Annotated in this window: 25 protein-coding genes; 6 read left to right on the top strand and 19 right to left on the bottom strand. The window is 57.3% G+C overall.

Annotation, left to right across the window (positions count from 1 at the left end):
• The first annotated feature begins 40 nt into the window (after window positions 1-40).
• From L462_RS01610 to L462_RS01600, 3 genes are read left to right on the top strand one after another with little or no spacing between them, the layout of a single operon-like run.
• Window positions 41-511, top strand: a complete 471-nt coding sequence (locus L462_RS01610; protein WP_014168466.1) for a MarR family winged helix-turn-helix transcriptional regulator — start codon at window positions 41-43, stop codon at window positions 509-511.
• Entirely contained in the window at window positions 508-1575 is a 1068-nt protein-coding gene (locus L462_RS01605) for an HlyD family secretion protein (RefSeq protein ID WP_086533213.1), read from the top strand. Before L462_RS01610 ends, L462_RS01605 begins: the two co-directional genes overlap by 4 nt.
• Window positions 1565-2641, top strand: coding sequence for a DUF2955 domain-containing protein (locus L462_RS01600; RefSeq protein WP_014168468.1), 1077 nt, complete (start codon window positions 1565-1567; stop codon window positions 2639-2641). Before L462_RS01605 ends, L462_RS01600 begins: the two co-directional genes overlap by 11 nt.
• Here L462_RS01600 and L462_RS01595 read toward each other — a convergent pair.
• Genes L462_RS01595 through L462_RS01585 form a run of 3 tightly spaced genes read right to left on the bottom strand, consistent with a single transcriptional unit; the run spans window position 2638 to window position 5358 of the window.
• A complete protein-coding gene (locus L462_RS01595) occupies window positions 2638-3909 on the bottom strand; it encodes a DUF445 domain-containing protein (protein ID WP_014168469.1) in 1272 nt (423 codons plus the stop codon). The two genes, L462_RS01600 and L462_RS01595, sit on opposite strands and share 4 nt — an antisense overlap.
• 3 nt (window positions 3910-3912) lie before the next feature.
• Window positions 3913-4566 (bottom strand): LysE family translocator, encoded by a 654-nt coding sequence (locus L462_RS01590; RefSeq protein WP_020885321.1) that lies wholly within the window; start codon window positions 4564-4566, stop codon window positions 3913-3915.
• Window positions 4567-4605: 39 nt separating this feature from the next.
• On the bottom strand, window positions 4606-5358 hold the full coding sequence (locus L462_RS01585) for an AraC family transcriptional regulator (protein ID WP_032679566.1): 753 nt from the start codon (window positions 5356-5358) through the stop codon (window positions 4606-4608).
• 154 nt (window positions 5359-5512) lie between these two features.
• Here L462_RS01585 and L462_RS01580 point away from each other — a divergent pair, with 154 nt between their 5' ends.
• Complete coding sequence (locus L462_RS01580) at window positions 5513-6883, top strand: NAD-dependent succinate-semialdehyde dehydrogenase (protein ID WP_032679567.1); 1371 nt, start codon at window positions 5513-5515, stop codon at window positions 6881-6883.
• 43 nt (window positions 6884-6926) lie between these two features.
• On the opposite strand, the gene L462_RS01575 is transcribed toward L462_RS01580, so the two are convergent.
• Complete coding sequence (locus tag L462_RS01575) at window positions 6927-7247, bottom strand: hypothetical protein (RefSeq protein ID WP_032679568.1); 321 nt, start codon at window positions 7245-7247, stop codon at window positions 6927-6929.
• Window positions 7247-7792, bottom strand: a complete 546-nt coding sequence (locus L462_RS01570; protein ID WP_032679569.1) for a YfaZ family outer membrane protein — start codon at window positions 7790-7792, stop codon at window positions 7247-7249. Before L462_RS01570 ends, L462_RS01575 begins: the two co-directional genes overlap by 1 nt.
• Before the next feature lie 412 nt (window positions 7793-8204).
• On the opposite strand from L462_RS01570, the gene L462_RS01565 reads away from it, so the two are divergent.
• Entirely contained in the window at window positions 8205-9563 is a 1359-nt protein-coding gene (locus L462_RS01565; protein ID WP_032679570.1) for an esterase-like activity of phytase family protein, read from the top strand.
• 46 nt (window positions 9564-9609) lie between these two features.
• Here the strand turns inward: L462_RS01565 and yjiA are convergent, their stop codons facing one another.
• From yjiA to hpaG, 14 genes are all read right to left on the bottom strand, one after another.
• Window positions 9610-10563 carry a GTPase gene (yjiA, locus tag L462_RS01560; RefSeq protein WP_020885316.1) on the bottom strand — a complete coding sequence of 318 codons (954 nt, stop codon included), beginning with the start codon at window positions 10561-10563 and terminating at the stop codon, window positions 9610-9612.
• Window positions 10564-10573: 10 nt separating this feature from the next.
• The gene (locus L462_RS0123905; RefSeq protein WP_003856610.1) at window positions 10574-10777 is read right to left on the bottom strand and encodes a YbdD/YjiX family protein; all 204 of its coding nucleotides are present in this window, start codon (window positions 10775-10777) and stop codon (window positions 10574-10576) included.
• Window positions 10778-10873: 96 nt separating this feature from the next.
• Window positions 10874-13027 carry a carbon starvation CstA family protein gene (locus L462_RS01555; protein ID WP_014168479.1) on the bottom strand — a complete coding sequence of 718 codons (2154 nt, stop codon included), beginning with the start codon at window positions 13025-13027 and terminating at the stop codon, window positions 10874-10876.
• 190 nt (window positions 13028-13217) lie between these two features.
• The gene (locus tag L462_RS01550) at window positions 13218-14135 is read right to left on the bottom strand and encodes a helix-turn-helix transcriptional regulator (protein ID WP_020885313.1); all 918 of its coding nucleotides are present in this window, start codon (window positions 14133-14135) and stop codon (window positions 13218-13220) included.
• A gap of 178 nt (window positions 14136-14313) precedes the next feature.
• The gene (locus tag L462_RS01545) at window positions 14314-14823 is read right to left on the bottom strand and encodes a 4-hydroxyphenylacetate 3-monooxygenase reductase subunit (protein ID WP_014168481.1); all 510 of its coding nucleotides are present in this window, start codon (window positions 14821-14823) and stop codon (window positions 14314-14316) included.
• Window positions 14824-14840: 17 nt separating this feature from the next.
• Window positions 14841-16403 (bottom strand): 4-hydroxyphenylacetate 3-monooxygenase, oxygenase component, encoded by a 1563-nt coding sequence (gene hpaB / locus L462_RS01540; protein ID WP_014168483.1) that lies wholly within the window; start codon window positions 16401-16403, stop codon window positions 14841-14843.
• 164 nt (window positions 16404-16567) lie between these two features.
• A complete protein-coding gene (gene hpaA / locus L462_RS01535) occupies window positions 16568-17479 on the bottom strand; it encodes a 4-hydroxyphenylacetate catabolism regulatory protein HpaA (protein ID WP_014168485.1) in 912 nt (303 codons plus the stop codon).
• A gap of 9 nt (window positions 17480-17488) precedes the next feature.
• Entirely contained in the window at window positions 17489-18841 is a 1353-nt protein-coding gene (gene hpaX / locus L462_RS01530) for a 4-hydroxyphenylacetate permease (RefSeq protein WP_020885310.1), read from the bottom strand.
• A 21-nt stretch (window positions 18842-18862) separates the two neighbouring features.
• Window positions 18863-19660, bottom strand: a complete 798-nt coding sequence (gene hpaI / locus L462_RS01525) for a 4-hydroxy-2-oxoheptanedioate aldolase (RefSeq protein ID WP_014168487.1) — start codon at window positions 19658-19660, stop codon at window positions 18863-18865.
• Window positions 19661-19669: 9 nt separating this feature from the next.
• On the bottom strand, window positions 19670-20473 hold the full coding sequence (gene hpaH / locus L462_RS01520) for a 2-oxo-hept-4-ene-1,7-dioate hydratase (RefSeq protein ID WP_014168488.1): 804 nt from the start codon (window positions 20471-20473) through the stop codon (window positions 19670-19672).
• A gap of 78 nt (window positions 20474-20551) precedes the next feature.
• Window positions 20552-20932: a 5-carboxymethyl-2-hydroxymuconate Delta-isomerase gene (locus tag L462_RS01515; RefSeq protein WP_032679571.1), complete on the bottom strand. Its 381-nt coding sequence runs from the start codon at window positions 20930-20932 to the stop codon at window positions 20552-20554.
• A 9-nt stretch (window positions 20933-20941) separates the two neighbouring features.
• Complete coding sequence (hpaD, locus tag L462_RS01510; protein WP_020885307.1) at window positions 20942-21799, bottom strand: 3,4-dihydroxyphenylacetate 2,3-dioxygenase; 858 nt, start codon at window positions 21797-21799, stop codon at window positions 20942-20944.
• A gap of 2 nt (window positions 21800-21801) precedes the next feature.
• Window positions 21802-23268 carry a 5-carboxymethyl-2-hydroxymuconate semialdehyde dehydrogenase gene (gene hpaE, locus L462_RS01505; protein WP_014168491.1) on the bottom strand — a complete coding sequence of 489 codons (1467 nt, stop codon included), beginning with the start codon at window positions 23266-23268 and terminating at the stop codon, window positions 21802-21804.
• On the bottom strand, window positions 23265-24542 hold the full coding sequence (gene hpaG, locus L462_RS01500; RefSeq protein ID WP_032679572.1) for a 4-hydroxyphenylacetate degradation bifunctional isomerase/decarboxylase: 1278 nt from the start codon (window positions 24540-24542) through the stop codon (window positions 23265-23267). Before hpaG ends, hpaE begins: the two co-directional genes overlap by 4 nt.
• A 269-nt stretch (window positions 24543-24811) precedes the next feature.
• On the opposite strand from hpaG, the gene hpaR reads away from it, so the two are divergent.
• Entirely contained in the window at window positions 24812-25252 is a 441-nt protein-coding gene (gene hpaR / locus L462_RS01495; protein WP_014168494.1) for a homoprotocatechuate degradation operon regulator HpaR, read from the top strand.
• Window positions 25253-25271: the final 19 nt, after the last annotated feature.

Below are 25271 nucleotides of genomic sequence, written 5' to 3' on the forward strand. Positions count from 1 at the left end.
GTAACTATTATCTTGACCGCGTGTTACGAGAGGATATCCCATGCGTGAAGAAGAACTGTTTAGCCGCAGACCGATGGGGATGCGGATGGCCATGATCGTGCGTCAGTGGCGCGCCGTGATTGACGACGCCATTCTCGAGACCGGGTTAACCCAGTCGAGCTGGACGGTGATGATGCAGCTTCAACAGCTTGGGGATAACGTCTCGGTGAGTGAACTGGGGGAGGTGCAGGGTATTGAACTGCCGCCGCTGATGCGCACGCTGACACAGCTGGAAAAACAGGGTTACCTGTTACGCACCGTATCGCCTTATGACAAGCGTATCCGGCTACTCACGCTGACGCCGGAGGGGAACGCCGTACTCAGGACGCTCTCCCGGGTGATCGAGACATTTCAGGCGCGCGTATCGCAAAACATCGCGCCGGAGCATCTCGATATTTTCAGCGCCACATTGAATCAAATCGCCTGCAATTTGCGGAAAATCCGCGAAGAAGATAACAAGACCGAAAAATAATGACTCCTGAACAAAAGTTTGCCCGCTGGGTAAGGGTAAGTATTGCCTCTTTCCTGCTGATGTTTGTCTACTTTGTCGTCGCGGACATCTGGATCCCGCTGACGCCGGACTCCACCGTCATGCGCGTGGTGACACCGGTTTCTCCGCGCGTTTCCGGCTACGTGGCGGCTGTCCATGTACACAACAACAGCCAGGTGAAGCGAGGCGACCTGCTGTTTGAACTGGATGACACGCCGTTTCGCAATAAAGTGGAAGCAGCGCAAATCGCGCTTGAGCAGGCGCGACTTTCTAACGAACAGCTGGATGCGCAGATCGCGGCCGCACAGGCCAGCCTGAAAACCGCCGTGCTGACCGCGCGTAACGACAAGGTGACCTACGATCGTTATCAGAAACTCAGCACGCTGCAGAACGTGTCGCAGGCGGATCTGGATAAAGTCCGGACCACCTGGCAGAGCAGCGAGCAGTCCGTCAGTTCGCTGCAGGCGAACATCCGTAACCTGCGCATTCAGCGCGGTGAGCGGGAAGAACACCGCAACGTCACCCTGCAGAAATACCGCAACGCGCTGGATGAAGCGGAACTGAATCTTGGCTGGACGAAGGTTTACGCCCAGGCGGACGGCACGGTCAGTAACCTGCAGCTCAGCCCGGGCTATTACGCCTCCTCCGGCTCGGCCGCGCTGGCGCTGGTGAATAATCAGGCCGATATCGTGGCCGACTTCCGCGAGAAGAGCCTGCGCCATACCCATCAGGGAACCGATGCCGCCGTGGTGTTTGATGCCTTCCCGGGACACGTCTTCCGTGCGCATGTGACCAGCAGCGATGCGGGGATCCTCGCCGGACAGGAGGCGGTGAACGGCGAGCTGTCCGAGCCAGAAACCTCCAACCGGTGGGTTCGTGATGCCCAGCGTATGCGTATCCACGTGGCGCTGGACGAGGCGCTGCCGAAGCAACTTCCGACCGGTGCGCGTGCCACCGTGCAGCTCTATAACAGCGAAGGGCCGTTTGCGCGCTTCTTCTCCGGGATGCAGATCCACCTGGTGAGCCTGCTGCACTATGTCTATTAACACTCTGGCGCGGGTGTTTACCCCGCACGGCAACATCGTCTATACGGCAAACGACTTTCGCCAGACCCTGCGCATTGTCTTTGCCGGCATGATTGCGCTGAGCATTTCGAGTTTTTACAACACTCACTACGGCGTGTTTTTCGTGGTCTACCCCATCATGCTGCTGTCGCTGGTACCGGTCTTTAACCGCCACGTGGCGAAGCAATTTATCTTTAGCGCCTCGCTTAACTGCGTTGAAATGGTCATTATCATCGGCTATCTGTCGCAATGGCCGGTGATCATGACGCTAGTCGTATTCGCCCTGTACGTCATGCGTTTTCGCTTTATGAGTAAGGGACCGCTGTTTCTGTTTGGTTCGATGGGCGTGGTCTGCCAGAGCGTGATGCTCAACTTTATGAGCTATCCCACCACCGACTGGCATACGTTGCTGTTTTCCAATATCGAAGCGAGCGTTATGGCGGTGTGCCTGAGCGCGCTGATGAATTACCTGCTGCCGGACGTGGAGCCGCGCAAGCCGCCGCCGCTGATTGAAAAAGATGACGCCCGTGTGCGCCACGAGTCGCTGCTTTCCGGGACCGTTGCCACCCTGATTTTCGTCATCTTCCAGATAAGCGACCTGAGCGACTCACTTTCCGCGCTGATGGCCGGGGTATTGATTCTGTTTCCCATGCACTATCGCGGCGCGGTGATGAGTTCCCTCTGGCGCGTGGTCGGCGTGGTGCTGGGCTGCCTCTACATTCTGGTCGTCCAGCTTATCCTTTACGATCACAGCAGCCATATGCTGCTGATGATGCCGCTTATCGGCCTTGGGCTGGCATTTGGCGCGCGGCTGCACGTGATGGAGAAGGTCGGCGCCGGGGTCGGGTTTTCCAGCATCACCACCATCGGCATTATGTTCGGGCAGAACATGCACCCGGACAGCGACCTGGTGTTCAGCGATCTCTATCGCATTACCTCGGTGACCTTTGCGCTGGTGGCGACCCTGACAATGGTCTTCCTGGTGCATTTGATCCTTAATCGCTTTGCCCCTACGCGCTATGTGATCGCGCCGCCTGAGGCGAATTAATGCGCGAGCACGGCAGGCAATTGCGAGAGTAAAAACAGGATCAGGCCAATCGTCCCACCCACCAGCGTGCCGTTCACACGGATGAACTGCAGGTCTTTGCCGATATTAAGCTCAATCTGGCGCGACATATCTTTGGCATCCCAGCTCTTGACCGTGTCGCTGATATGCCGTGTGAGGAACGCGGCAAAATCCGGCGCCACGCGGTGCGCCGCCTGCTCCAGATGCTCGTTCAGCGATGCCTGCAGGCTGGCATCGTTCGACAGCGTTTCGCCAAACCACAGTCCGGCGTTGGCGATGCGCTGCCTGACGCGCGAGTCCTCGCTTTGCATATCCGCTTTCAGCCACTGACGCAGGTCGGCCCACATCTCGCCCAGATAACGGTTAAACGCCTCGTCGTTCTTCAGGTAGTGCTTGATGTTATCGGCTTTGGCGGCCATTTCCGGATCGTTTTTCAGGTTGTCGATAAACTTCAGCGTGGCGCGGTCAAACGCCTGGCGGATCTGGTGCGTGCGGTCGTGGCTGATATCATCCAGCAGCGTATTCACCGCATTCGACACCATCTCCGCACTCTGATCGCCGAGCCACTCGGTAGGCAGCACCATGGCCTTGCGTGGATGCTCGGTCTTCAGCCAGTGCACAATCTGGTCGGCGATAAAGTCCCGCGTGCTGTCACGCTGGATAAGCGCGATCAGGCGGTTGATGATGGCGTCCAGCAGCACCTGATGGCGATTGTTCCGGGTCATGCTCTCCAGCATCACCGCGCTGGTTTCGGTGAAGTCGACCTTGTCGATGGCCTTATGCACCGCCCGTTTGAGCAGCCGCTGAATGCGTCCGTCGTCGGTCAGTTCAAGAAAACCGCTCATTACCTGAATCAGATGCAGCCCGACGCGCCGGGCGTTGTCGGGCTGGCTGAACCAGGTGCCAATCATCTGTGCCGGCTCATAGCGGCGGATCAATGCCACCAGTGACTGGGTATCGAGAAACTTTTCCTGCACGAACTGACCCAGATTGTCGCCAATGCGGTCTTTGTTGCGCGGAATGATCGCCGTATGGCGTGAGATAAACGGGATAGGCACCCGGCGAAACAGCGCGACGACGGCAAACCAGTCCGCCAGCGCGCCGACCATCGCCGCCTCGGCAATGGCCTTTACGCCGCGCACCCAGAAGGTTTGCGGCAGGAACAGGGTGGTGATAAACGCCGCGGCGGCAATCAGCAGCAGCGACAGCGCCAGCAGCTTGGCGCGTTTAAGTTCAGCTATTTTTTCCATGGCTTAAGAATAGAGGGAGGCGGGAAGAAAATGCAAAAAACGCCACACGACCCACCCACCAAACGCCATCAGCACCACGCCAGCGGTTCGCTCAATCAGCCAGAGTGAACGGCTGAGCGTCCGCTGAACCACGGGCAAGCCCATCAGCGACACCAGCGCTAAATCCCAGACCAGCACCACCATTACCATCCAGACACCGCAGGTTGACTGCTGAAGCAGCGTGACATCCGGCCCTAACAGCGCCGTCATGAGCGCCAGATAAAAAAGCGCATTCTTCGGGTTTAACAGTGCCGAACCGAGCCCCAGCAGGATTTGCTTACGCAATGAGGGGCACCGCTGATGAGTCTCATTGAGCGCAAGCGTCTGTGGGCGGCTGCGCGCCAGCCGCGATCCAATCCAGAGCAGGTAGAGCGCGCCGGATAATTCGATAAGGGTGAACAGCCACGAAAACGTGCGCAGGGCGCTCCAGCCGATAATCACCAGCACAATATAGAGCGCGTTACCCGCGGCGATACCGAGGCACAACCCGGCACTGCCGCGCAGCCGGTAACGTGCGGCGTAACCGACCAGCAAAAAGAAATCCGGACCGGGGCTTAACAGGGCTACAAAATGCGCCAGCGCCAGGGCGAGAAAAGCGGAAGGGAAGAACAGTTCCATCGTGACCTCCAGAGCAAAAACGGAGATCACCTTACGGCGTTACGTATCCTGATTATTGTCTGATATTGATCGGCCCGTCGCGTACTGGCGAGGCGTGGCGGCCGTGTAGCTGACGAAGGTTTTATGGAAATGGCTCTGGTCGGCAAACCCGCTCTGGTAACCGACATCGGCGAGATCATCTCCCGCACGCAGTCGCGCTTTGGCGTATTCCACGCGAGAGATGTTGAGAAAGCGTCCTGGCGTCAGGCCGGTGTCCTGTTTAAAGGTGCGGATTAACGTCTCTTTGCGCAGTGAAAATCGCCGGGCAAGGTCGTCAAGGGAAGGCGGAGCGGTGAGGTTCGACAGAAACGCCTCTTGCACCTGCTGACTCAATGAATGGGGCTTATCTGTACGGCCTGTAGAGGGAGGAAGGGCGCAAAGCAGTGCCTTCAGGGAGGTCGCGGTCATGTTCTCAACCACGTCAAGATAATGATTAAACAGCGCTTGATCGCGAATGACCTGCAGTGCCAGCGAAAGGTCAGTGTCGATATACAGCATATGGTAGCTGCGTGGCTGCCCCGCCACCGGGTTGCAGCTGTGGGGCGCATGCGCCGGGATGACGATGATGTCGCCAGGGGTCAGGATATACTCCCTGTCATAGACTGTGCAGCACGTCTGGCCTTCCAGGATCGCGCCAATAGAGAGCTGTGGGTGACAATGACGTTTATACGCCTGGGTGCTCTGCCACGTGCTGCGCAGCTCGTGGCCGCAGGCGCGATGAAAGGTCTGGCGGATGTGTCGGGTCTCGGTCATGGGGGACTCCTGTCAGGAACGTTTTTTATACCATGCCCGCGCGACATGTTGCAGTACCACGCTAAGAACCTTCCGGATATACCCAACTTTACGTCCATCGCCAGTCATATTGTCTACCCTTAATACCCTAAGCGGTAAAACAAGGAGATTCGACATGGCTTACCAGACAGTAAATCCTGCCACAAACCAGCTCATCAAAGAATATCCCTCCCATACCGACGCGGATGTTGAAGCGGCGCTGAAGGCGGCCGATGCGCTTTACCATTCGGACTGGGCAAAAGGCGACATTAACCAGCGCCTGCCGGTACTGCGTAAACTTGCGGACCTCATCGACGAACGTACGGAGGATCTGGCCAGAATTGCCAGCAAGGAGATGGGTAAGCTCATTGAGCAGAGCCGCGGTGAAGTGAAACTGTGCGCGCAAATCGCCCGCTACTACGCGGATAATGCCCAACGGTTCCTCGCCCCGGTGAAGTACGACTCCGAACTCGGGGAAGCGTGGGTCGAGCACCACCCTATTGGCGTGCTGATGGCCGTTGAGCCGTGGAACTTCCCTTATTACCAGCTGATGCGTGTCCTCGCCCCGAACCTGGCGGCCGGTAACCCGGTGATCGCCAAACACGCCAGCATCGTGCCGCACTGTGCAGAGACGTTTGCACATCTGGTGCGTGAGGCCGGTGCACCGGAAGGGGCGTGGACCAACCTGTTTATTTCGTCGGATCAGGTGGCGAACATCATCGCCGACGATCGTGTACAGGGTGCCGCGCTGACCGGTTCCGAAAAAGCGGGTAGCGTGGTCGCGGCGCAGGCGGCGAAGCACATCAAAAAATCGACCCTGGAGCTGGGCGGTAACGACGTCTTTGTGGTGCTGGATGATGCCGATCTGGAGAAGGCCGTGAAGACGGGCGTGAATGCCCGACTCAATAACGCCGGCCAGGTCTGTACGGCGGCGAAGCGTTTCATCGTGCATGAGAAGATTGCGGATGCCTTCCTCGCGAAATTCACCGAGGCATTTAAGCAGGTGAAGATTGGCGATCCGCTGGACGAGAGCACCACCCTGGGGCCGCTGTCCTCTCAGGATGCGCTGGACACGTTGACCAGACAGGTCAACGAGGCGGTGAAAAACGGCGCGACGCTGCATTACGGTGGCAAACCGGTGCAGCGTGACGGGTGCTTCTTTGAGCCGACGATCCTGACGCATATCTCGCGCGACAACCCGGCCTACTTTGAGGAGTTCTTCGGCCCGGTGGCGCAGATCTATGTGGTGAAAAATGATGACGAAGCGGTCGCACTGGCGAACGATTCCCACTATGGTCTGGGCGGCGCGGTGTTCAGCAAGGATATCGAGCGGGCGAAGAAAATGGCGTCGCGTATTGAGACCGGCATGGTGTATATCAACTGGCTCACCGATACCGCGCCAGAGCTGCCGTTTGGCGGCGTGAAGCGATCCGGTTACGGACGCGAACTGTCGGACCTGGGGATCAAAGAGTTTGTGAACCAGAAGCTGGTGGTGGTGCGTAAGTAACTCCGCGAATAAAAAACCTGCCATCCGGCAGGTTTTTTTTGGGTTATTGCACTTCAATCTTGTCCCAGCCGCTTTTGAACATGCAGCTGTCGACTAAGGTATCCCGGCGATATTCATTCGCGTCTTCAACCGTGTAGCTCGTGGAAATATCCTTTTTCTTTTTCGATTTGTCCATTTTTTCCGAGCTCGAACCGGTCACAACATTGTCCGGGGGCAGATCAATCAGGGCCTGTGCTTCGCATTCCGTGAGCCTTTTATTCATCTCAGCGTCACTGACTCCCGGTTTCACCCATTTATACTGGACGCAACCGGTGAGCAGAAGCGTGATGCTCAGAACGCAAAGCGCGGTAATGCGGTGTTTCATCAGAAGGTGACTCCACCGCCTACATATGCGCCGTCGATCAGCGTGTGGCCAGGACGACCGTCTTTGCCGTCAACGCTTACGTGACGATAACCCACTTTCAGCGTCACAGGCGTGATTGGCGTCCAGCTCACACCGCCGTTGGCTTCCACGTAGTTTTTCACGCTGTTGTTCAGACCTTCTGGTGCGGCATACCCTTCGCCAAACACGTGGATGCTGTTCGTCAGCGCAACGTTAATACCGCCACCGATGGGGAATGCCACGCCGTTATCGCCTTTTTTCGGGCCAAGGTAGATTGCTTTGGCACCGGCATTCAGCATCACCGGGCCCACTTCCAGGTTGTAACCGGCGCCAACGCCACCTGTTTGCGTGCCGTCGTCAGTGTTTTTGAGCCAGTTGCTTTCAAGGTACACACCGGATGAGGATTTACCCATTTCCAGATTAAGGTTAGTAAAGTTTTTACCTTGCTCAATCGTGCCGCCCATAGCCAGTGCGGAACCCGACAGGACGGTCAGAGCAGAAAGAAGAAGAACATTCAGTTTTTTCATGTTTTGTGCCTCGTCATTAATTTCATCTGAGGCCACCTTAACAAGCGATGTTTATGACTGCAAATGTGATTAAGGTCGTGTTTTTATGCTGTTTTTGTTAATGACTGGCTTTTGAAATGTTGCTTTCATGTTTAGTTATCGCCGGGTCAATATGTATTGCCTGGACGTTTAGGACAGGTTTAGTTTTTTGACTAAATAGACACTGAACGAGACAGAGGATAACCGTTTGACATGAATTAATTGGCTTTCTAATAATTTCCAGAAACATTTCAAATTTTACACTTTGTGGTTTAGTTTTACATTTCTGGCGGTTTATGCGCCTGCAATTGCCTGCCCGCGTATCTCTGCGGTGTCATTTTCCTGACACGTTTGTTCTTTACGTTGTTGGCTTCACTTTCTGGATACTAACAATATGAAAAGAAAAATTATTCCTGTGCTTATCGGTTGTGCGCTCTCTTTCTCTGGCCTGGCGGCGCAGCCCACGGCCGAGCACTATGTTGTCAGCTTCCCCGAAGGCACGCGCTTGAGCTACAGCGGTGCGTTTGCCGGTGCATTCCCGAAGGGACTCCCGGTCGGGATTGGCTCTGGCCTGCTGTTTACCGGTAAACAGGGCGATACCCTGACGTTTGCGACCGTGACCGATCGCGGTCCGAATGCGGATTCGCCGAAAGTGGGGAAAGATGAAGCCAAAATCTTTGTCACGCCCGATTTCGCTCCGCTGCTGATGACGATTCGCGTACAAAATGGCAAAGCGGAGGCCGTCGATGCACGCCCTCTGCATGACGATAAAGGCGAGATCAACGGTCTGCCGCTGCAAAGCGGCGTGATTGGCTCGACCAATGAAGTGGCGTTCAGTGACACGTTAAAGGTGCTGAAGGGCGACAATCGCGGGCTGGATACGGAAGGTATCACGCCGGACGGTAAAGGCGGTTACTGGCTGTGCGACGAGTACGGTCCGTTCCTGATTAACGTCGACAGCAAAGGCAAGATCCTGGCGATTCACGGTCCGCAGGCGGCGGAAGGCGAGAAATCCATCGCGGGCGGCTTGCCGAATATTATTAAATGGCGTCAACCAAACCGGGGCTTTGAAGGCCTGACCCGTATGCCGGACGGGCGTATCATTGCCGCGGTGCAAAGCACGCTGGATATCGATGGCAAAAGCAAAAAACAGGCGCTGTTTACCCGCCTGGTGAGCTTCGACCCGGCGACCGGGAAAACCGCGATGTACGGTTATCCCATCGACAGCGTGGCCTACAGCAAAAACAGTGACGCCAAAATTGGCGATATTGTGGCGCTTGATAACCAGCAGCTGCTGCTGATTGAGCAGGGCAGCGATAAAAACGATGGCATGCGCAACCTCATTTACAAGGTGGACCTCAGCAAGGCGAGCGATCTGACACGCTTCGATAAGCCGGGCGAATACCCGGAGTTTGATGACGAGAAGACGCTGGCCCAGCGCGGCATTACGCTGGCGGCTAAAACCCAGGTCGTGGATTTGCGCGCGCTTGGCTGGCAGCAGGAAAAGGCCGAAGGGTTAGCGCTGATTGACAACAAAACGCTGGCGGTCGCGAACGATAACGACTTTGGCGTGAAGGTGGCGATGGAAAATCCGGTCGAGGGCAAGAAGCTCAAGGATTATCGGGTGAATTCGCAAGGTGCACTCACGATTGATGATAAACCGGTTGCGACCACCCTCGCCGTGAAGCCGCTGGCGAAGCCGGCGTCAGAAAGCGAACTGTGGATTGTGACGCTGCCCGACGCGCTGAAATAATCTCACAGCCCTCTCCTCAACTGCGGAGAGGGCTGCGTTCGTACGGTTATTTGCGCAGTGCTGCAAACGCTGTCCGGATCTCGTCTTCCGGCAGCTGTAGCCCAATAAACACCATGACGCTTCGCGGCGTTTCATCTCCCCACGGTCTGTCCCAGTCCGCGCTGTACAGCCGCTGTACGCCCTGGAACAGCAGGCGGTTCGGTTCGCCATCAATCCACAGCATCCCTTTGTAGCGCAGCAGCCTGTCGGCAAAAGAGAGCAGCAGGTTTTCCATGACGCGGGAGACGTCGCTGATGTCCACCGGGTAATCCAGCTCGACCACAATCGACGAGACGTCGTTTTGCTTATCTGCCATAAAGTGGAAGCGCGGCGTTGAGGTGACATGCTCTTCCAGCATAAAGCCGTTGGTGTTGAACAGCTGCGAGAGGTCGATATCACCGTGCGTCGCGATGTAAATCGGCGCCCGCGAGTTGATACGCGTCAGACGCTCGCGCAGTTTTTCGCTGTCGCCCGCCACGTCGGTTTTGGTCAGCAGGATGCGATCGGCGTAGCCCACCTGCGACTGGGCGAGGGTGAACTGGTTCATCTGTTCGTCGGCATGAACCGCGTCGACCAGCGCAATGACGCCGTCCAGCAGGTAGCGCTGGCAGAGGATCTCATGGGCGAAAAAGGTCTGAATAATCGGGCCGGGGTCGGCCATACCGGTGCATTCAATCACCAGGCGGTCAAAATCGATTTCACCGCGATCGCGGCTGTCGAGCAGATCCAGCAGGGCGTCTTCTAATTCATTCGAGCGGGTGCAGCAGATGCAGCCGTTAGTCAGGGTTTTGATCTGCGTGGCGCGATCGCCAATCAGCTGATCGTCGACCGAGACTTCGCCGAATTCGTTTTCGATCACGGCGATTTTGAAGCCGTGCTGCGCGTTCAGAATGTGGCGCAGCAGGGTGGTCTTACCGGCGCCAAGGAAACCGGTCAGCAGGGTGACGGCAATCGGGGTCATGGTCTCTCCTTTAGCAGCAGCGTACGCCGCCTTCTCCACTCCCGCCGTAGCGCGCTTCCTGACGCTCGCGGAAGAATTCGGTATAGGTCATGTACGGTTTATCCGGATGGTTGGTCTTCATATGCTCAACGTAGTTGTCATAGTCCGGAATGCCAATCAGCATTTTCGCCGCCTGACCGAGGTATTTTTTCGCTTCGCCTAAGTTACCAAACATTGTGCCTTCCAGATAGAAAAAGCCCGGCAGGGGCTGCCGGGCGTAGTTTCCCTTCACCCTAACCCTCTCCCGGAGGGAGAGGGATGCGAGGGCGGATTAGTGGTGTGAAGAGGTCTTCACGCCGCCTTCCGGTACCGGGACATACGGGGTTTCTTTATCCGTACGACCGTCGGCGTTACGCACGTTCAGCCAGGTTTTGATGCCGTAGAAGATGATGCTGTACACCACCACCAGGAACAGAATGCTCAGACCTGCGTTGGTGTAGTTGTTCACCACGATGTGGTTCATGTTGGCAATCTGCTGGGCAGTGAGGTCCGCGCCGCCTGCGGCAATTTTCTCTTTGTACTGGTTAGCCATGAAGAAGAAGCCTTCCAGCTGCGGATTGGCGCTGAACAGTTTCAGACCAAGCGCCCAGGTGGTGCAGAGCAGCAGCCACAGCGCAGGGATCACGGTGACCCAGATGTATTTGGTGCGTTTCATCTTCACCAGTACAACGGTGCCAAGAACCAGGGCGACAGCGGCCAGCATCTGGTTAGAGATACCGAACAGCGGCCACAGGCTCTTCACGCCGCCCAGCGGGTCGACAACGCCCTGATACAGCAGGTAGCCCCACAGACCCACGCAGCCCGCGGTTCCCAGAATACCCGCCACCAGAGAGTCGGTTTTCTTCAGGAACGGCACGAAGTTACCCAGCAGGTCCTGCAGCATAAAGCGTCCCGCACGGGTGCCGGCGTCCAGCGCGGTGAGGATGAACAACGCTTCAAAGAGAATACCGAAGTGGTACCAGAAGCCCATGTCCGCCCACGGCAGCACTTTGTGGAACACGTGTGCGATACCCACTGCCAGCGTCGGTGCGCCACCGGCGCGGTTCAGGACTGAAGGTTCGCCAATGTCTTTCGCGGTCTGCATGATCTGCTCAGGCGAAATCACGAAGCCCCAGGAGCTGACGGTTGCGGCAGCATGTGCGCTCGCATCTTTCAGCTGCGCCATGATCAGCGCCGCGTTATCACCGCCCATCTCATGCAGGTTTGGCATGGTAATGCCCAGTCCTGCCGGAGGGGTGTTCATCGCGAAGTAGAGGCCCGGTTCGATGATGGACGCGGCAACCAGCGCCATGATCGCCACGAAAGACTCCATCAGCATTGCGCCGTAGCCAATCAGACGCGCGTCTTTTTCGTTAGCCAGCAGCTTCGGTGTGGTACCGGAAGCAATCAGGGCGTGGAAGCCAGAGACCGCACCGCAGGCAATGGTGATAAACAGGAACGGGAACAGCGCACCTTTCCACAGAGGACCGGTACCGTCGATGTACTGGGTCACTGCCGGCATTTTCAGATCCGGGTTAATTACCAGGATGCCGATCGCCAGACCGACGATAACGCCGATTTTCAGGAAGGTCGCCAGGTAGTCACGCGGTGCCAGGATCAGCCAGACCGGCAGCAGAGCGGAGACAAACGCATACCCAATCAGCGCGAAGGTGATGGTGGTGTCCTTGAAGGTCAGCGCCGGGCCCCAGTACGGGTCGTGCGCAATCACGCCACCGAAGTAGATGGATGCAACCAGCAGCACAATACCAATCACCGACACTTCACCCACGCGACCCGGGCGGATAAAGCGCATGTAGATACCCATGAACAGCGCAATCGGCACGGTAGAGCAGACGGTGAAGACCCCCCACGGACTTTCGGCCAGCGCTTTCACCACGATTAACGCCAGTACCGCGAGGATGATGATCATAATCAGGAAGCAGCCGAACAGCGCGATGGTCCCCGGCACGCGGCCCATCTCCTCTTTCACCATCTCACCCAGAGAGGCGCCGTTACGGCGAGAAGAGATAAACAGCACCATAAAGTCCTGCACCGCCCCGGCCAGCACTACGCCCGCGAGCAGCCACAGGGTACCAGGCAGGTAGCCCATCTGCGCGGCCAGAACCGGGCCGACCAGCGGACCCGCACCGGCGATAGCGGCAAAGTGGTGACCAAACAACACGTAGCGGTTGGTGGGCACGTAGTTGAGGCCGTCATTATTAATGACCGCCGGAGTGGCACGCGTCGGGTCGAGTTTCATGACCTTCTGCGCGATGTATAAGCTGTAGTAGCGATAAGCAACAAGATAGACGGAGACAGACGCAACGACGATCCACAGGGCGCTTACGTGTTCGCCCCGGCGTAGTGCGACAACCGCCAGACAAAAAGCGCCGAGGATCCCGAGTAACGCCCAGGGCACGTGCTTCAGTAGTTTTTTCGTATCCATAGTAAGACCTGGTTTTTTATGTAATGAAAAAGGGTCAGGGTTCGTTATGAGGAGGTATTGATTAATGCTGGAGCGATCGTGCCAGAACCACGCGCGTGTAAAGACAGGTAAATGAATGAGCGGTTGAAAGGGCCAGGTGAGCGGTCAAAGAGGGCGGCGAGTGGTTCCGTCTCGCCGCCGCCGGGAGAAATTATGTGATTGAGATCACGTGGTTATCTGCTGTGCGCTCTACCGCCAGATAATTTTCCAGCGTTTTAAGCAGCTTCTCTTTTAGCCAGTTGGGCTCCAGGATTTGAATGTTCGGCAGCCAGTAGAACAGCAGCGGCAGGATCTGGTTCTCGTGTGCCGCCTGACAGCGCAGCGTGACGCCGTTGTGCTGCTCACCGACAAGCTCTTGTTCCGGCAGCAGGTCGCGGCGCATAAAGTAATGTGAAATAGTATCTTTAATGAATATTTTCACTTCGAAAGTGTCTTCCGACACCCACGGATCAAGGCTTTTTTCCAGCAGCCCGAGCGCATTTTCTTCCGGCGTGAAGGTTTTTTGTTGAATATCAAACCAGCTAATCTGACTCAACGAGAAGGATTTTAGCCGGCTATTCTCGGTGGCTTGTAAATACCATATATTTTTATTGTTAATGAGTTTATAGGGATTAATCAGGCGGGTTTTACCCTTATAAACGATCTGGCATACATTACGATTCTTAATCGATTTCTCGATTTTCGATAAATAGCGACGAATATCACGTTCTACCGTGTGCTCTGCTTCGTTGCCAAGAATAAGAATATGATTTTCGTCAACGCGTGTTTCAAGTTTCTGCCAGAATTCCGTATTTCTTTCCGGGAAAAAGCTATCGGCATTCAGGAAGTTAGCAATCGTGTGATGTAATCCTTGTCCACCGGGAGATTGTGCGGAGTGGATCAGACGATACAGTCCGTTACCGGTATGTTCCACAATAGGTGAAAGCGCATTTAAATCCCGGTAGACAGTGCGCTCGGTAATTTTAAATTTTTCCATGAGCGCACTGCGGTTTACCACACCATTTAAATGTAACTCAACCAGAATATCGACCAGACGTTCAGCCGAGCGGCTCCGCGTCGATTTAGCCATAAGGTCTTCCTGTATATTAGGGTATGCGCTGAATGATGCGGGTAGCACTGACATGTATTGTCAGTATTCAGACACAGAAAATTTCTCTTATGGCTATATAACGGCGTGATTAAGCGGAAACCTTAGGAATTTTTGTGGAAATTGGCGCTGGCCGGGAAACGGCCAGCGCAGGAGGGGGTCATACTGCGGCTTCAGTCTCCATCATGACGGGGTGGAAACGGCGTTTAAAATAGATCAGGCCGTGTCCCGCTTCGCTCAGAATGATGTTTTTAATTTCAACGAGATAAACCAGATGGGTGCCGATGGTTTGCACCTGGCTAATCTCGCCTTCAAGGCTTGCCAGCGCGCCCTTCAGCACCGGTTGCCCCTGCGGACCTTTCTGCCAGCAGGAGAGGGCAAAGCGATCGTCCATTGCCATGCCGGTCATCCCGGCGAAGTGGCGGGCCATGATCTCCTGCTCATGGTTCAGCACGTTGACGCACAGCTTACCGTTACCCTGGAAAACCGGGTTCATGGCGCTGTTGGCATTGATGCAGACCATCAGCGATGGCGGGGTATCCGTGACCGAACAGACGGCGGTGGCGGTGATACCGCAGCGTCCTGCATCGCCCTCGGTGGTGACAACGTTAACCGCCGCCGACAGGCTGGCCATCGCATCGCGAAAACGCAGGCGTTGTTCTGTATGCATTGAAACCTCCCGCTGCGTTATTTCAGCAGCTTATCCAGCATGTTGATATCGGAATTATTGTGCAGGTGCGGCACCGTCCAGCCATGCTGGTCGTACTCGGACATGCAGCGGTCGACCATTGCCATCATTTTGTCCATGTTGCCAGAGCTCTGTGCCTGACGCAGACACTGCAGACGGATTTCGTCCTGGCTGCCGGAGTAGTTGATCTCATACAGCTCGTGACGACCACCAAACTCGCTGCCGATGGCATCCCACATCAGTTTCAAAATCTTAATGCGTTCCACGTGATCCATGCCGTTGGAGCCGCGCACGTATTTCGCCAGATACTGGTCGATCTGCGGATTGTTCAGGTCTCGCGCGCTGGACGGCAGATAGATCAGGCCGCTGGTGACGTTACGCTCGATGATGTTCTTGATCTTCGCATAGGCCATCGGGGCCATGACGCGGTAGGTCTGCAGCGCCGCGTGATCCGGCAGGTACGCGCCATTCACCCACGGCGTGGCTTCAGAACACATGGAGTCGCTCAGCGCCCAGAACATGTTGCGCCAGGCCACCACTTCCCCGAGATCCGCCTGCACGCCGCGGAACTCCAGGGTGCCGGTACACTCCAGCGATTTCTTCAGCAGCGCGGTAATGAAATCGAGCTTCACCGCCAGACGTACGCAGGCCTGCAGCGGGTACATACGGGCAAAACCGCCTTCCATGGTCCAGCGACGGCAGCGATCGAAATCGCGGTAGATCAGCACGTTTTCCCAGGGGATCAACACATGATCCATCACCAGGATCGCGTCGTTTTCGTCAAAACGGCTGGAGAGCGGGTAGTCGTATGGAGAGCCGGTCGCACCTGCCACCATTTCGTAAGAGGCGCGAGAGATCAGCTTCACGCCTTCGGCGTCCATTGGCGCAACGAACATCAGCGCGAAGTCCGGGTTTTCGCCCATCACCTGCGCGGAGCCAAAACCGATCATGTTGTAGTGAGTCAGCGCCGAGTTGGTTGCCACCACTTTTGCGCCGCTAACGATGATCCCGGCGTCGGTCTCTTTTTCCAGCTTGATGTAGACGTCTTTTACTTCGTCCGCCGGTTTGTGACGGTCGATGGGGGGATTAACGATGGCGTGGTTGAAGTAAAGCCCGGTTTCCTGAATACGGGTGTACCAGTTGCGGGCGTTCTGTTCGAACTGGCCGTAGAACGCCGGATTGGCACCGAGCGCGCAGCCAAACGCCGCCTTGTAGTCCGGGGTGCGGCCCATCCAGCCGTAGCTCAGGCGCGACCACTCGGCGATGGCGTCACGCTGCTGACGCAGGTCGTCGGCGCTTTTCGCCACGCGGAAAAACTTATGGGTGTAGCCGCCGCTGCCGGTATCGGTGCCCCAGCACAGCGTGTCCTGCATGTCAGGCTTGTGCAGCGCATCGTACATCTGCGCGATGGAGGCTGCCGCATTCCGAAACGCCGGATGAGTGGTCACGTCTTTGACGCGCTCGCCGTAGATATAAATCTCACGGCCATCCTGCAGGCTTTTTAAATACTCTTCACCGGTTAACGGACGTTTGGCATCAGCGCGGAAATCTTCAGGCTTCATAGGGACCTCGTATCGGAACAGTGATGTTAAATTTATGTTTTGTTTTTGTTGTTTAATTGAAGCCTGAGCGGGGGTGAACGTGAAGGGACGATTGGGACAACGGCTGGTACTTTTCGCATATGATCGCAGAGTGTGATTTCCCTCACCCTGAACCCGGGGGAGGGTCAGGGCTGGGGTGGGGTGACAGACGACACCGGTACTTTTTGTGCCCGATACGCGCTCGGCGAACACCCCACTAACCGATTAAAAAACCGGGCAAAATAGGCCGGGTCTTTAAACCCCAGCTGCCAGGCGATTTCGCTGACCGCGCTGTCGGAGAAGAGCAGCATCCGCCTCGCTTCACGCAGCTGACGGTCAAAAATCAGCCGCTTCGGCGGGCGGTTGGCGAAGCGCCGGCAGATATCGGTCAGACGCGATTCGGTCAGGTGCAGTTCGCTGGCATATTCCGGCACCGTCCAGTGCTCATGAAAATGGACGTCAATCAACTGGGTAAAGCGCTGGAACAGTTTCAGCTCGCCGCGCATGCCGCTGGCGGCGTGATCGTCGAGCTTCGCGTTGCGCAGCAGCAGGGTGAACACCGCCTGGGCTAACAGAACCAGCGTGTGTTCGCGCCCGGGCAGTTGTTCCGTAGATTCCCGGGCAATCAGCGGCCAGTAGTGCTTCAGTGCCGCCAGTTCGTCCGGCTTATCGGCCAGCGAGAGGCAGATCCCCGGCAGGCCAAAGGCTTCCCGCGTGCCGGGGTAGAGCACTTCCAGCAGCGGCCAGATCAGATCCTCGCGCACCGTCAGAACGTGCCCGTCGCTGTCGGATTCGGTAATAAACGCGTGCGGCACCGACGGGGGGGTCAGCACAAACAGCGGAGCCTGCACCGAGTAGCGGTGATCGTCGAGCTGCAGTTCGATCTGTCCGGTATCCAGAAAGTGCATCTGAAAATACTGGTCGTGACGGTGAGCCTGCATGTCGCGGCCAAAAAAGGCCGCCATGCGGGCGAACGACTGATAGTGAACATCATCCGTTCCCAGACTTTCGTCGTACTCTTTGCTGATGTCGATATTCGCGATCGGGTTCTGGCACATAGCCGCTCCTTACGGGATTTTCTGCGCCGCCATACCCGGCTCGTGCTCAAGGCTCTCCCGCTGCGTCATCGGGATACGTGTCAGCACCAGCGCGCCGACCACCAGCAAGCCGGCAACAAACCACAACCCGGAGCTGAAGCTGCCGGTGCTGTCACGCAGAATGCCGATCAACAGCGGGCTGACGGCGGATCCGACGTTACCGATGGCATTGATCACCGCCAGTGCGACCGCCCGCGACTGCAGGCTAATAACCCGATCCGGCGTGGTCCAGAAGATCGCCATGGCGGTAAACGATCCGGTTGAGGCCATGATGATGCCAAGCAGCTGGATCAGGCTGTGGTGAGTCGCTGAGGCCAGTAACCATCCTGCCGCCGCAAAGAGGTACGGCAGAATGGTGTGCTTTTTTCGCTCTTTCAGCCTGTCGGAGCGGCGGCTCCACCAGATCATCCCGAGGATGGTGCAAAACTGCGGGATCGCCGCCAGCAGGCCAATCACAATGTTGCTGCTGCCGGTGTTGAAGCTCTGCAGGATCTGCGGCGTCCAGATATTTATCGCGCTCAGGGTGTTCGTGAGGCAGAAATAGGCCAGGGTATAGAGCAGCACGGCCGGGGTAAACACTTCGCGCAACGTCGAACGCGGTGTGACGGGGCGGGCGATGGCAGACTCCTGCTCGCGGGCGATCATTGTTTTAAGCGCCTGCTTTTCGTCGTCATCCAGCCAGCTGGCCTGATCCGGCGTGTCGTTCAGGTAGAACCACGTCACTACGCCGAGCACCACGGACGGTAGCCCCTCCAGCAGGAACAGCCACTGCCAGCCTTTCAGGTTCCACAGCCCGTCCATGGCCAGGATATAACCGGAGAGGATCGAGCCGAGCATCATGGTCACCGGCATGGCGATCATAAACAACGCATTGGCGCGGGCGCGGTGGTAGGCAGGGAACCACCAGGTGAGATAGACGAGGATCCCCGGCAGGAATCCGGCCTCGGCAATGCCCACCAGCATGCGCAGCACATAGAGCGTGTGCGGGCTGGTGGCGAACATGGTGCAGGTGGAAGCGATGCCCCACACCACCATGATCCCGGCGATCCAGCGCCGGGCGCCGACCTTCGCCAGCATGATGTTGCTGGGGATCCCACATATCACGTAGGTAACGTAAAACAGGGTGGCGGCCAGGCCAAACATGGTCGAGGTGAGGCCCAGATCTTTGCCCATCGTCAGCCCGGCAAAGCCGATGTTAATGCGGTCAAGAAACGAGAAGACAAACAGGATAAAGAGAAACACGATCAAACGACGAAACAGCTTCTGAATAACGCGGTGTTCTACAGCTTTATTATCATGGGTTTGCAGGGTAGAGGTCGTCATGTTGCGCTCCACATCGTACGTTTAGTAGACGGATTTATTGTTATTTACTGACGTAACCGGGATATCGATAAAACGTGCCGCCAGCGCCTCGGCGCTGCGTGCAAGCAGGGTGGTGTCGACCCCGACGGCGACAAACAGCGCGCCAAGCTCGAGGTAGCGTTTTGCCAGCGGCTCGTTAGCCATCAGGATGCCGGGCGCTTTGCCTGCCGCACGGATCTGCGCAATGGCCTTCTCGATGGCGGCCTGGACTTCCGGGTGTTGCGGATTTCCGGCAAAGCCCATGTCGGCGCTCAGATCCGCCGGGCCAATAAACACCCCGTCCACGCCTTCCACGTCGAGGATGTGCGGCAGATTTTTCAGCGCCTCGCGCGTTTCAATCTGCACCAGCACGCACATGGCATCGTTAGCGCGCTGCAGGTAATCAGGCGTGCGGTTCCAGCGCGAGGCGCGAGCCAGCGCGCTGCCCACGCCGCGGATCCCCGCCGGTGGATAACGCGTGGCGCGCACCGCCAGCCGGGCTTCATCGGCGTTTTGTACCATCGGCACCAGCAGGGTTTGCGCCCCGATGTCCAGCAGCTGTTTGATCTGGACCGGATCGTTCCACGACGGGCGTACCACCGGCTGGCTGGCGTAAGGCGCGATCGCCTGCAGCTGGGTCAGGACGGTTTGCACGTTATTGGGCGCGTGCTCTGCGTCGATCAGCAGCCAGTCGAAACCCGCACCGGCCAGCAGCTCGGCGCTGTAACTGCTGGTCAGCCCCAGCCAGAGGCCGATTTGCGGTTTTCCGGCGCTGAGCGCCGCTTTGAATCTGTTTTCCATGGTGGTCTCCTAAACAAAACGGCAGCTGATGGAGCCCATCTTGCCGTAGTCCACGTGGAAGGTATCGCCCTTGCTGGCCGGCACCGGGCGGGTAAATGAACCGCCGAGGATGATTTGGCCAGGCTCCAGCTGAACGTCGTACGGCGCGAGTTTATTGGCAAGCCATGCCACACCGTTGGCCGGGTGGTTGAGCACGCCCGCGGCGACCCCGGTCTCTTCAATGACGCCGTTGCGGTAGAGCAGGGCGGAGATCCAGCGCAGATCCAGCTCGTCGGGCTTAATCGGGCGACCGCCAAGGATCACACCTGCGTTGGCGGCGTTATCGGAGATGGTGTCGAACACCTTGCGTGGACGCTGGGTCTCGGGATCGATGTTGTGGCAGCGGGCGTCGATCAGCTCCAGCGCGGGGATGACGTAATCCGTGGCGTTGTAGACGTCGAACAGGGTGCAGTTTGGGCCGCGCAGGGGTTTTGCCAGCACGAAGGCCAGCTCCACTTCGATGCGCGGGACGATAAAGCGGTCGGCAGGGATATCACTGCCGTCGTGGAAGAACATGTCGTCGAGCAGAGCACCGTAGTCCGGCTCGCTAATCTGCGAGCTGGCCTGCATCGCTTTGGAGGTGAGGCCAATCTTGTGGCCTTTCAGCACGCGACCTTCGGCGATTTTCAGGCTCACCCATTCGCGCTGTACGGCGTAGGCGTCGTCAAGGGTGATCGTCGGGTAGTCGAGCGAGATCTGGCGGATCTGCTCCCGGGACTGCTCCGCCTGATGCAGACGATGGGCGATCAGGGTATGGGTGTGTTTATCGAGCATGGCGATTTCCTGTTGTTGCCGGGTGGCGTGCTGCTCACCCGGCTTGCGTTCAAAGCCGTTGTCGGCCCGGTAAGGGCGCTACTTAAACAAAGCGTGCACGTTGTTTTGTTTGTAATTGAGCGTCGGGTGCAGCTCGTCTATTTCAAAAGAGAGCGCCAGATAGCGCGATGCCATCAGGTCGGCGAAGTGGGTTTTAATCAGCTCAAACAGTGCTTTTCCCACTGCCTCCTGGCTCTCCAGACTGCGCCCGGCGCCAATCTTCAGCGTCATATGCACAAAGGCGTAGTCGTGCTTACCGTCGGCCATCTGCCAGGTGTCCAGCCAGTGCGCACGGCTACGGATACCGCCGAGTGGGAAGATTCCCGTGGCGGCAAGCGCGTCGTTCACTTTGGCGAACAGTGCTGGCAGGTCAGCCTGCTCGCGGATGTTGTCAGTGCATTCAGCAATAAAGTGCGGCATGGTGGCTCCTTACGCGGACGCGGGCAGGGGGAAAACGGCGTTAACCTGGCCGGTGCCGGAGCTGGGGAACAGCTCGGTGAGGAACTCCACCTTGCCATCGTATGTGTCCCAGCCGAGCATCCCCAGCAGCATCACCGTGTCGTGCATGTTGCCCTCGCCGTAGCAGTAATGGGCATATTCCGGCAGCATGCTGCAGAACTCCCTGAACTTGCCTTCACGCCACAGCTTCACCACGCGTTCGTCCATCTGACGGTCGAACTCGCGGGTGTAGCTGTTCATTCCCTCTTCGGCGCGCTGGTCGTCGATAAAACGGTGCGACAGCGAACCGCTGGCGAGCACCGCCACGGTGCCGTCGTATTTCTGAATCGCGCTGACGATGGCCTCGCCCAGCCTGCGGCTGTCGGCGAAGTCATGGACGGTGCAGAACGCGGCGATAGAGATCACTTTGAAGTGCTTATCGCTGTTCATGTAGCGCATCGGTACCAGCGTGCCGTACTCCAGCTTGAGGCTCGGGATGTTGTGCGCTTTGGCACGTACGCCGAGTTTCACCGCTTCGTCGGCGATAAGCTGGCCGAGCGCCGGGTTACCGTCGTAGTCGTAGGTCATGTCGCGGATAAAATGCGGCAGCTCGTTGCTGGTGTAGATGCCGGAGAAATGATCCGCACAGTTGATGTGGTAGGCGCTGTTCACCAGCCAGTGGGTATCGAACACAATAATGGTATCGACGCCCAGCTCCCGACAACGCTTGCTGATTTCTTTATGTCCGTCGATGGCGGACTGGCGGCAGCCGTGGTTTTTTCCCGGCAGTTCAGAGAGGTACATTGACGGAACGTGGGTAATTTTTGCCGCTAACGCTAACTTGCCCATACTCAGATCCCCCATTTTGGAATCGGATGGTCGCCCATGGAGATGCAGACGTTTTTCATTTCAGCGAACACCTCGAAGCTGTATTCGCCCCCTTCGCGCCCGGTACCGGAAGCCTTCACGCCGCCAAACGGCTGACGCAGGTCGCGCACGTTCTGGGTGTTTACAAACACCATTCCGGCTTCGATATTGCGCGCCAGGCGCAGCACTTTGCTGACGTCCTGGGTCCAGATGTATGATGCCAGGCCGTACTCCACGTCGTTAGCCAGACGCAGCCCTTCGGCTTCGTCCTTAAACGGCAGCAGGCAGGCAACCGGCCCGAAGATCTCTTCCTGAGCCACGCGCATCCGGTTGTCGACGTCTGCCAGCACGGTCGGGCGCAGGAAGTTGCCGTTTTTCAGGTGAGCAGGGAGATCGGTGGGTTTGTCAGGGCCGCCCGCCAGCAGGGTCGCGCCTTCTTCAATGCCAAGACGGATATAGCCGGAGACTTTTTCCCAGTGCTGCTGGCTGATCAGCGCGCCAACCTGAGTGTTCGGATCGGTCGGGTCACCCACGCGCAGACGGTTCGCGCGCTCGGCAAAGCGCCTGACGAATTCCGGGTAGATGCTCTGCTGAATGAAAATGCGTGAGCCAGCAGTGCAACGCTCGCCGTTGATGGAGAAGATGGTGAACAGGGCGGCGTCCAGCGCACGTTCGATATCCGCATCTTCAAAAATCAGCACCGGAGATTTCCCTCCCAGCTCCATGGAGTATTTCTTCAGTCCGGCGTTTTTCATGATGTTGCGCCCGGTGGCGGTGCCGCCGGTAAAGGAGACGGCGCGCACGTCGTGATGACGTACCAGCGCATCGCCCGCCGTTGCGCCATAGCCCTGCACCACGTTCAGCACGCCCGCCGGAATACCGGCCTCCAGCGCCAGCTCGCCCAGACGGTCGGCGGTCAGCGGGGAGAGTTCAGACATCTTCAGCACCGCGGTGTTGCCCAGCGCCAGGCACGGCGCAACCTTCCAGGTGGCGGTCATAAACGGCACGTTCCACGGCGACACCAGCGCGCAGACCCCCACCGGCTGCACCAGGGTGTAGTTGAGCATCTTGTCGTCGACCGGGTAGGTTTTACCGTTCATCTGCTGGCACACTTCGGCGAAGAACGCGAAGTTGTGCGACGCGCGTGGAATAAGCACGTTTTTGGTCTGGTGGATCGGCAGGCCGGTGTCGGCGGTCTCGAGGGCCGCAATCTCCGGAACGTGTTGATCGATAAGATCCCCGAGGCGACGCATCAGGCGTGCGCGCTCTTTCATCGGCAGGTTAGCCCATGTCGGGAATGCCTCTTTGGCCGCCGCCACGGCCTGATGAATTTCAGCCTCACCGCCGGACGCGACCTCCGCCAGCACCTCTCCGGTGGCCGGGTTAGTGGTGTGGAAGTAATCACTTCCTGCGACGTTTTTACCGTTAATCCAATGGTTTATTTTTTTCATTTTGCAGTCTCCTCACTGACAATGCGGTTCACCAGGCGGCCCACGCCCTCCACTTCCACGACCACTTCGTCGCCTGGCTGTACGTCAGACAGACCCTTTGGCGTGCCGGTGGCAATCATGTCGCCGGGCTGCAGGGTCATAAACTCGCTGAGATAGGCAATCAGGAACGGGATGCTGAAGATCAGATCGGCAGTGGTCCCTTGCTGGCGCAATTCACCGTTCACGAAGGTGCGCAGGGTTAAGTTATGCGGGTCGGGAATGGCCTCTTTCGGCACGATATGCGGGCTGAGGGGGGTCAACCCGTCGCGGCTTTTCACCCGCAGGTTCGGGCGGTAGTAGTTTTCCAGGTAGTCACGGATGGCGTAATCGTTGCAGACGGTATAGCCCGCGACATAGTCCATCGCCTCGCGTTCACTGACCTTGTGCGCCGTTTTGCCGATGACCACCACCAGCTCCGCCTCGTAGTGCATGTACTCAATGTTGTTCGGGCGGACCGAGGTCTGGTTATCGCCGGTCACGGTGTTGGGGGCTTTGATAAACACCAGCGGTTCCGTTGGCGGCGTAAACGCCAGCTCGCTGGCGTGATCGGCGTAGTTCAGACCAAGCGCGAACAGCGTGGCGTGCGGATGTGGGCCTTGCGCATGGGCGACCTCGCGTTCATCAACCACCGGGTTTTCCAGGGACGGGAAGCCTTTCGCCAGAATGCGTACGCGATCGCCCGGCTGCAGCGGGACGCGCGAGTGTGGGGTGCCGAGTAGAATGGCATCGCCCGGACTGAGGGTGGCGAATTCGCTCAGGGCGCTCAGCAGTTCGGCGGCATTGCGCTGCAGGTCAGCGGTGTTCCAGTGATCCGCTTCCCGGCCGTTAATTTCGGTGACGATGGTCAGGTTATCAACGTGGTCGACGGCGGCCAGCTCTCCCAGCGGACAAAAGCCGTCGCGGCATTTGGCCTTGATCGCCGGGCGATAAAAACTCTCTTCCGGCAGGCTCACCTCGTTGGCAAGCGCGTAACCGGCGATGTAGTCCGCCGCCTCGTCCACGGGAACGTTACGCGCCGTTTTACCCACAACCAGTGCTACCGTGGCACCGCTTAACACGGTTTCTCCCGGCGGGAAGGGAATGGGGTCGCCCGTGCGGATCACGGTGTTATGCGGTTTGATAAACCACACGGCGGTTTTTGGCGGCGTGTTGTAGGGGGCTTTTTCAAACGCGTCGCGCCAGGCATCGCGCTGGCTCTGGTGGTTCAGCGCTACGGCAAAAACAGTACCTTTCATTCACTTACTCCTCAGGCCGGACGTCCGGTCTGTGATTTCATTAATATGTTAATGATCTGGTTGTATGCCTTTGCTGTTTATTTCGCAACCAGAAGTGAATAATTTGTGATATGAATAACAATAAATTTACATAAAGAGATTAAAGGCTATATTTATCATTGTGTTAATAAATCAGGCTTGTTTCTGTTAGACTTTTTGTCGTAAAACGCGTTGTGTGTAAAACCAGCAGAACTGAATTGTTCATGTGTTAATGATTACCGGGAGAGGCTATGCATGATTCATTAACTATCGCCCTGTTACAGGCGCGGGAAGCGGCGATGTCTTACTTCCGCCCGATTGTGAAACGGCATAACCTGACCGAGCAGCAGTGGCGCATCGTGCGCGTGCTGGCCGAACATCCGTCGATGGATTTTCACGATCTGGCGTTTCGCACCTGTATCTTGCGTCCCAGCCTGACGGGCATTCTGACGCGCATGGAGCGTGACGGTCTGGTGCTGCGCCTTAAGCCCGTAAACGATCAGCGCAAGCTGTACGTATCGCTGACCAAAGAGGGGAACAGGCTATACGAGCGTGCCCAGGCGCAGGTGGAAGAGGCGTATCAGCAAATCGAGGCCGAATATACGCCGGCGAAGATGCAACAGCTGACAGCGCTGCTGGAAGAGTTTATTGAACTGGGGAACCGGCATATCACAGCGCGCGAAGAAGAGTAAAAACCACAAATTTAAGGAT

This window comes from Enterobacter sp. BIDMC 26, from assembly GCF_000534435.1.
Classification (GTDB): domain Bacteria; phylum Pseudomonadota; class Gammaproteobacteria; order Enterobacterales; family Enterobacteriaceae; genus Enterobacter; species Enterobacter ludwigii.